The organism is Streptomyces sp. SBT349 (assembly GCF_001083795.1).
In the GTDB taxonomy this organism is placed as follows: Bacteria; Actinomycetota; Actinomycetes; order Streptomycetales; family Streptomycetaceae; genus Streptomyces.
Genome location: NZ_LAVK01000312.1, coordinates 1 through 8582, shown reverse-complemented (window position 1 = coordinate 8582; position 8582 = coordinate 1). Strand labels below are relative to the sequence as shown.

Sequence of the window (8582 nt, the reverse complement as noted above, 5' to 3'; positions counted from 1 at the left end):
GGCCGCCCCCCGGCCGGCGCCCGCCGCCGCCGCCCCGGTGAAGCCGACCGTGGCCGAGCGCGCCGCCGAGTCGGCCGAGCTCACCGAGCCGGGCCCCGCCGCGCCCGCGCAGCCGGTGCCCGGGAAGCCCGCGGCCACGACCCCGCAGACCCCGGCCCCGGCGAAGCCGGCCGCCGCCGCCACGTCGGCCAAGGCGGCCAAGCCCGCCGAGCAGGCCGCCAAGCCGCCCGCCGAGGGGCCCGAGCTGATCACGCTGCGCGGGCCCGCCGCCGCCGTGGCGAAGAACATGAACGCCTCCCGCGACCTGCCGACGGCCACCTCGGTCCGCGCGGTCCCGGTGAAGCTGCTGTTCGACAACCGGATCGTGATCAACAACCACCTGAAGCGCGCCCGCGGCGGGAAGGTGTCGTTCACGCACCTCATCGGCTACGCCATGGTGCAGGCGCTCAAGGCGATGCCCGCGATGAACCACTCGTTCACCGAGAAGGACGGCAAGCCGACGCTGGTCAGGCCCGCCCATGTGAACCTGGGCCTGGCCATCGACCTGGTGAAGGAGAACGGCGACCGGCAGTTGGTCGTGGCCGGGATCAAGAAGGCGGAGACGCTCAGCTTCTTCGAGTTCTGGCAGGCGTACGAGGACATCGTCCGCCGGGCCCGCACCGGCAAGCTGACCATGGACGACTTCTCCGGGGTCACCGCCTCCCTGACGAACCCGGGCGGCATCGGCACCGTGCACTCCGTGCCCCGCCTGATGCCGGGACAGGGCCTCATCCTCGGCGTGGGCGCGATGGAGTACCCGGCCGAGTTCCAGGGCACCTCGCAGGAGACGCTGAACCGCCTGGGCATCTCCAAGGTCATGACCCTGACCAGCACCTACGACCACCGGGTGATCCAGGGCGCGGCCTCCGGGGAGTTCCTGCGGCAGATCAGCCAACTCCTGCTGGGCGACCACGGGTTCTACGACGACATCTTCGAGGCGCTGCGCATCCCGTACGAGCCGGTGCGCTGGCACCGGGACATCGACGTCAACCACGACGACGAGGTCACCAAGGCCGCACGTGTCTTCGACCTGATCCACTCCTACCGCGTGCGCGGCCACCTGATGGCCGACACCGACCCGCTGGAGTACCGCCAGCGCAAGCACCCCGACCTGGACATCAAGGAGCACGGGCTCACCCTCTGGGACCTGGAGCGCGAGTTCGCGGTCGGCGGCTTCGCGGGCAAGTCCATGCTGAAGCTGCGCGACATCCTCGGCGTGCTGCGCGACTCGTACTGCCGCACCACCGGCATCGAGTACATGCACATCCAGGATCCCAAGGAGCGCAAGTGGATCCAGGACCGCGTGGAGCGCCCGCACACCCCGCCGGAGCGTGAGGAGCAGCTGCGGATCCTCCGCCGGCTGAACGCGTCGGAGGCGTTCGAGACGTTCCTCCAGACCAAGTACGTCGGCCAGAAGCGGTTCTCGCTGGAGGGCGGCGAGACGGTCATCCCGCTGCTGGACACGGTGCTCGACGAGGCCGCGGCCGACAAGCTGGACGAGGTCGTCATCGGCATGGCGCACCGCGGCAGGCTCAACGTCCTGGCGAACGTGGTGGGCAAGTCGTACGCGCAGATCTTCCGGGAGTTCGAGGGGAACCTGGACCCCAAGTCGATGCACGGCTCGGGTGACGTGAAGTACCACCTGGGCACCTCGGGGACGTTCACCGGCCTCTCCGGCGAGGAGATCAAGGTCTCGCTGGCGGCGAACCCCTCGCACCTGGAGGCCGTCGACCCGATCGTCGAGGGCGTCTCCCGCGCCAAGCAGGACGTCATCGGCCGGGGCGGCAAGGACTTCACGGTGCTGCCGATCCTGATCCACGGCGACGCCGCGTTCGCCGGGCAGGGCGTGGTCGCCGAGACGCTGAACATGTCGCAGCTGCGCGGCTACCGCACCGGCGGCACGGTCCACGTCGTCATCAACAACCAGGTGGGCTACACCGCGACGGCCGCCGCCGCCCGCTCCTCCACGTACTGCACGGACGTGGCCAGGATGATCGAGGCGCCGATCTTCCACGTCAACGGCGACGACCCCGAGGCCGTCTGCCGGGTGGCCAAGCTGGCGTTCGAGTACCGGCAGGCGTTCAACAAGGACGTCGTCATCGACCTGGTCTGCTACCGGCGCCGCGGGCACAACGAGACGGACAACCCGTCGTTCACCCAGCCGCTGATGTACGACCTGATCGACAAGAAGCGCTCGGTGCGCAAGCTCTACACCGAGTCGCTGATCGGCAGGGGCGACATCACCCTGGAGGAGGCGGAGCAGGCGCTCCAGGACTTCCAGGGCCAGCTGGAGAAGGTCTTCAAGGAGGTCCGCGAGGCCACCGTGACCCCGGCCCCGGCCGAGGTCTCCGCCCCCAAGCCGGAGTTCCCGGTGACGGTGGAGACGGGCGTGACCTCGGAGGTCGTCAAGCGCATCGCCGAGTCCCAGGTCAACATCCCCGACCGCATCACCGTTCACCCGCGGCTGCTCCCGCAGCTCCAGCGGCGGGCGGCGATGGTCGAGGAGGACGCGATCGACTGGGCCATGGGCGAGCTGCTGGCCATCGGCTCCCTGCTGATGGAGGGCACCCCGGTCCGCCTCGCGGGCCAGGACAGCCGGCGCGGCACGTTCGGCCAGCGGCACTCGGTCCTCATCGACCGGAAGACCGGCGAGGACTACACGCCGCTGCTGTACCTGTCGGACGACCAGGCCCGGTTCAACGTCTACGACTCGCTGCTGAGCGAGTACGCGGCGATGGGCTTCGAGTACGGCTACTCGCTGGCCAGGCCCGAGGCGCTGGTGATGTGGGAGGCGCAGTTCGGCGACTTCGCCAACGGCGCGGCCACCGTGATCGACGAGTTCATCTCGTCGGCGGAGCAGAAGTGGGGCCAGACCTCGGGCGTCACGCTGCTGCTGCCGCACGGCTACGAGGGGCAGGGCCCCGACCACTCCTCGGCCAGGATCGAGCGCTTCCTCGCACTCTGCGCCCAGAAGAACATGACGGTGGCCATGCCCACCACCCCGGCGAACTACTTCCACCTGCTGCGCTGGCAGGTGCACAACCCGCACCACAAGCCGCTGGTGATCTTCACCCCGAAGTGGATGCTCCGGCTGAAGGCGGCCACCTCCGCCGCCGTGGACTTCACCGAGGGCGGCTTCAGGCCGGTCATCGGCGATGCCACGGCCGACCCGGCGGCGGTGCGGAAGGTGGTGCTCTGCTCCGGCAAGGTGTACTACGAGCTGGCCGCCGAGCGCGACAAGCGCACGTCGACGGACGTGGCCCTGGTCCGCGTGGAGCGGCTGTACCCGCTGCCCGCGGCCGAGCTGCGGACCGAGCTGGCCCGGTACGCGAACGCCGAGGCGGTCGTGTGGATGCAGGAGGAGCCGGCCAACCAGGGGGCGTGGCCGTTCGTGGCACTCAACCTGGAGGAGCAGGTGGAGGGCATCGAGCGGATCCGGCGGGTGTCGCGCTCGGCGTCCTCCTCGCCCGCGGTGGGCTCCGCCAAGCGGCACCAGGCCGAGCAGCAGGCGCTGCTGGACGAGGTGTTCGACCGGTAACGCCCTCGGGCCGCTCCCGGGCGGCCGACATCGACGGGCCGGTGCCCGCCGCGCGATCGCGCGGCGGGCACCGGCCCGTTCGGCTGGGCGGGGGCGTGGCGCCTACGCGAGCAGTGGCTCGAAGTCCCAGGAGGGGCGGACGCGGGAGCGGGCGCTGACGGTGTGGACGTGCTGGGAGCCGAGGGTCGCGATGAACCCGGAGAGCGCCTCCTCCTCGATCTTGTCCGCCTCCTGCCGCTGGCGCAGGCCGCGCAGGTCGGTGGCGAGCGCGATCTGCGTGGAGAGGTAGAGCGGGTGGGAGCGGCCCAGCACGGCCGCGGTGCGGCGGCCGGTGTCCCGGCTGAGCTCGGCCGCGCCCTCCAGGTCGCCCTCCAGGTTCCGTCCCGCGCTCGCGTTCAGCGCCACGCCCAGCGTCCAGGGGTGGTCGGGGCCGAGCGCGCCGGTCATGTCGGCCAGGCACTCCTCGTTGAGCAGGAGCGACTGCTGCCGCTCCCCCGCGGCCCGCAGCAGCAGCGCGTGGTTGACGGCGGTGCCGATGGTGAACGGGTGCATGTCGCCGAGGGTGGTCCGGTACTGCTCCATGACCCGCTCGCCCATGGCGCGGGCCTGGTCCAGGTCCCCGTGGGCGCGGTGGACGAACGCGTAGCAGGCGGCGATGGGCAGGGTGAGCGGCGAGGTGTCACCGAGGACGCGCTCCGCGCGCTCCAGCAGCGCGCCGAGACGGGCGTGCGCCCCTCCCCGGTCACCGGACCGCACGAGGCACATCGCGAGGTTGAACTCCGCGGTGATGGTCTGCGGGTTGTCCGGGCCCAGCGTCAACCGGTAGGTCTCGACGCTCTGTTCGAGCACGGACCTGGCCTCCTCGTACCGGCCGAGCAGGCGCAGGTCGAGGGCGTAGGCGTTCTCGGAGGTGAGCGAGAGGTTGTGCCGGGGGCGGTGCAGCTCCCTGCGGGCCTGGAGGTTGCGCCGGTCGACCTCAAGGGCCTCGGCGTAGCGGCCGAGCAGCCGCATGGAGGCCGCCAGGTTGTGCCGGGCGTTGAGCGTGCGCGGGTGCTGCTCGCCGACCAGCTCCAGATAGCTGTTCAGCACGCGCTCGCCGACGCGCAGCGACTCGTCGTACCGGGCCAGGCCGCTGAGGTCGGCGCTCAGCCCCTCCTCGGCGCGGAGCACGGTGAGGTCGCGTGGGCCCCGGTGGGCGCTGAGCCGCTCGATGACCCGCCGGTCGATGCGCTCGGTCTCGGCGTAGGCGCCGGTGGCGCGCAGCAGGGTCGCGGTCTGCGAGGCGAGGTCCCACACCAGCGGGTCGTCCTCGCCGAAGACGCTCTTCCAGGACTCCTCGGTGCGCCGGGCGAGCTGGACGCCGGTGAGGTACTCGCCGGCGAGGTAGAGGTAGCTGAGGCAGGAGAAGATCAGCCGGTGCATGTCGGCGTCACGGCTGGTCAGCGCGCCGGAGGCGTCCAGGTGCGGCACGATCTTGGCGAACCGCGACCAGCGGCGCGCGTCCGAGGGGCGCCCCGGGTTGGCCGTGGACAGGGCCCGGCGCACCGCCCGGGAGAACACCTCCTCGTCGCTCTTGGACATCCCGTCCCTGATGGTCTGGTGGACCATGCGGTGCAGGTGGATGGTGCCGGTGTTCTCCGGGTCGTTCTCCTCCTCGGGGCTCTCCCAGCGGATCACGGAGTACTGGACGAGCTTGCTGATCGCCGCGTTCCACCGGAGGGGGTCGTCCATCAGGCCGGCGAGCTGCTCCGGCAGGTTGGTCGCGGGGACGCCGCGCACGAGCTGGACGGGGATGGCGCCGGGGGCGAAGAACGCGCAGAGCCGCAGCAGTTCGACGGCCTCCGGGACGGTCTCCCGCAGCCGGTTGAGCAATATCGAGAAGGCGGTGTAGTACGTCATCGGGAAGTCGGCCGCCACCCGCAGGCCGATCTCCAGGTCGGAGCCGTTCCCCAGCAGGGCGATGTACTCGTCGACCGACATGGTCGAGTCGCTGAGCCAGCCGGCCGTCTGGTCGAGCGCCAGCGGCAGGTCGCCGAGGGCGTCGGCCAGCCGGTCCGCCTCGGCGGCGCCGGCCCGCGGGGCGCGGCGCCGGGTGAACGCGACCGACTCGTCGCGGTCGTAGACGGGGACCTCGTGGACCGCGGTGTTGTGCTCGGCCCACTCGCGGTTCTGCGAGGTGATGAGCACGTGCCCGGGGCCGGTGGGGACCAGGTCGGCGATGGGTCCGGGGTCGTCGGCGCCGTCCAGCACGAGGAGCCAGCGGGCATAGGGCTCGCCGCGCCGCAGCGCGTCACCCACCGCGCGCAACCGCTCCCCGTACTCGGGCCCCGTGGTGAGGCCGAGGGCGGGGGCCAGCTCGGCGAGCCGCTGCCGCAGGGTGCCGCGCTGGTCGGCCGGGACCCACCAGACCATGTCGTACTCGGAGCCGAAGCGGTACACGTACTCGGCGCCGATCTGGGTCTTCCCCACGCCGGACATCCCGAGCAGCGTCACCACCCCGGCGCCGGGCTCGGTGGTCTGGAGCGCGTCGTAGACGCGCTGGAGCGTGTCCTCGCGGCCGGTGAACCTGATGTTCCGCCGGGGGACGCCGCCCCAGACCAGGGGCTGGTCGTGCGGGTAGCGGGGGCCGCGCCCGCCGAGGGTGGAGGTGGACGACAGCTGGATGGGCCCGGGGCCCAGCACATGGGTCAGCCGGCGCTCGGCCTCGCGGGCGCCGACGCCCCACAGCTCGGTGGTGCCGCCGAACGCGGCGGCGGCCGTGGGCACGGGCTGGGCGGCCACCGAGACCGCGGCGAAGCGCTGGGCGTTGGGCGCGACGACCGAGCGGAGCGCCGCGTTCCACTCGGCGTCGGTGCGGGGGCCCAGCTTGAAGTACCAGTCGCTCAGGACCACCAGGATGCGGCCCTCGACCAGGAGCAGGTCGCGCAGGGCGACGTCGAGCGGCACCTCGGCCGGCGGGTTCCACCGCTGGAAGACGACCTGCCAGCCCTGGCGTTCGAGGCGGTGGCCGATCCAGGCGGCCCAGGCGCGGTTGAAGCCCGCGAAGCTGATCGTGACGCGGGGACCCTGCACCGAGCTCTCCTCTGCGGCCATCCGACCGACTCCCTCATCCTGCCTGCGGCGAACGGGCCAGGCCGGGTGCGGACGGCCCGTCAGATGTCTCTCCAGGGAACATACACCTCGTGAACGACACGTAATCGCCCGGACAAGGACCTAGCGGGGGTACCGCCGCAACCACACGGTGCGCGCGGTCTCCACGTAGGCCGCCGCCCGGACCAGGTGCCCCTCGGGGGGTGCTGGTTCCCGCAGGCGGGCGTGGTGCTCGGCCATGGCGCCGACGAAGACACGCCCGGCGTCGGTGAGGGCGCGGGAGCAGGCGAGCACGGGCAGCGCGGCGCCGACCTGGGTGAAGCAGCGGGCGTGGGCGGCCCAGGCGCGGTCGCGTTCACCGGCGTCGTCCAGGCCGACGGCGAGCCGCTGCCAGAACCCGGCGAGTGCGAGGTGCGCGTAGGTGCCGTGCAGGAGCCCGTGGAACGGCCGGGGGTCGGGGCGCCAGGGGGCCCAGTGGCGGCGTTCGGGACCCGCGGTGTGCAGGGGGGCGAGCTCGCTCAGCGCGGTGAGCTTGGCGTGCTGGAGCTCGTGGGCGAGGCCGGCGGCGAGCTGGGCGGGGCCGGGCGGCGGGCTGGCCATCACGGCGCCGAACGCGGTGGAACTGGTGCCCGAGGAGTGGGCGCCCTCGGTTTCGGGGGCGGCCCTCCCCGGGGTGGGGACGATGCAGTCGAGGAGCGCGAGCTCCGCCGACCTGGCCGCGCCGCCGAGGCCGAGCAGCGGCAGGGCGTCGCGCCACAGGGAGCTCCAGCGGGCCCGTTCCTCGGGGGCGAGGGCGGGGCGTTCCCCGGGGGCGAACGGGCCCGGGTCGAGGTCGTCGAGCAGCACCGGGTGGGGGCCGCCGTCCAGGGTGTGCAGCGCGAGCCAGCGGGGGTCGGGCGAGCTCCAGGCGCCGTCCGCGCCGCGGTGGATCTCGGCGGGCGGCCTGGTGCCCACACGGATGGTGAACCCGTCGCGTTCGCCGGAGAGTTCGGCCGTGGCGCCGTCGGGGGCGGGGCGGGGGAGGGGGGGGGGGGGAGGGGGGTCCGGGCGCCGGGGGGGGGGCCGCGGGGGGCGAAGCCGAGGCCGGAGCGGGCCGCCGCCGCGGCGGCGAGCGAGCCGAGGTGGGCGAGGTCGCGGGCGGCGCCGGGCGCCGCGCCGGGGTGGGTGCCGGTGCCGAGCCACTGGACGCAGCGCTCGGCCCAGGGGCCGGTCAGCGGGTAGAACAGCACCCGGCGGGCGGCGGCGGGCGCGGCGCCCTCGATGGTCTCCAGCAGCCCGGCGTGGTCGCGGGCCAGGGCGGCGCCCCGGCCGCCGTCCGCGCCGCGCGCCGCGTCGCCGTCCAGGCCCTCGACGGCGTCCAGGAGGACCCGCAGCAGCAGGAGGCGGCGGGTGTGCTGTCCGGCGGCGAGGCGCGCGAGGGTCTCGCCGCCGCCCTCGGTGTGGCCGAGGTCGCGCACCTCCTCGGCGGTCGGCACGGCGGTGGGCGCGGCGTTCACCGGACGGCCGCCAGGCGGAGGGCCTCGGCGATGTGCCGGATGAGGCGGGTCAGGTCGGCGCAGTAGACGGACGGGTTGCGGAAGCCGTGGCCCTCGCGGTAGCGGTGCGCGTAGTGGCCGCCGCCGCAGACCTGGAGCAGGGGGCAGGCCAGGCAGGTGGCGGAGAGGGCGGCGGCCCCGGCCTGGCGGGCGGCGACGCCGGGGTGGGCCAGCGCGGCGTCGAAGGGGTGGTGGAAGACGTCGAGCCCGGTGGCGGCGGCGCCCTCGTAGGCGGTCTTGAGGGAGTCGACCTGTTCGATGGCGCCGTCGGTCTCGACCACGACGGCGGTGAACGGCTGGAGGCCCAGGGCCTCGGTGGCGGCGGGGAGGCCGAGCAGCAGGGCTATGCACTCCTGGAAGTGTCTCTTATACACATTCTC

Annotated in this window: 4 protein-coding genes and 1 pseudogene; 2 read left to right on the top strand and 3 right to left on the bottom strand. The window is 73.3% G+C overall.

The genetic code is table 11. The annotated features are described in order from the left end of the window. On the top strand, window positions 1-3577 hold a 3577-nt coding region (locus ADY01_RS28215), incomplete at its 5' end, for a multifunctional oxoglutarate decarboxylase/oxoglutarate dehydrogenase thiamine pyrophosphate-binding subunit/dihydrolipoyllysine-residue succinyltransferase subunit (protein WP_049579154.1). 102 nt (window positions 3578-3679) lie between these two features. Here ADY01_RS28215 and fxsT read toward each other — a convergent pair. Then, entirely contained in the window at window positions 3680-6670 is a 2991-nt protein-coding gene (gene fxsT / locus ADY01_RS28210) for an FxSxx-COOH system tetratricopeptide repeat protein (protein ID WP_049579152.1), read from the bottom strand. Between the two features lie 120 nt (window positions 6671-6790). Then, a complete protein-coding gene (locus ADY01_RS39395; RefSeq protein WP_049579150.1) occupies window positions 6791-7621 on the bottom strand; it encodes an aKG-HExxH-type peptide beta-hydroxylase in 831 nt (276 codons plus the stop codon). Between the two features lie 167 nt (window positions 7622-7788). On the opposite strand from ADY01_RS39395, the gene ADY01_RS40985 reads away from it, so the two are divergent. Continuing rightward, entirely contained in the window at window positions 7789-8229 is a 441-nt protein-coding gene (locus ADY01_RS40985; protein WP_049579148.1) for a hypothetical protein, read from the top strand. Here ADY01_RS40985 and ADY01_RS28195 read toward each other — a convergent pair. Then, a pseudogene (locus ADY01_RS28195) lies at window positions 8160-8582 on the bottom strand (FxsB family radical SAM/SPASM domain protein); the annotation flags it as partial. The gene ADY01_RS40985 and the pseudogene ADY01_RS28195 overlap by 70 nt on opposite strands.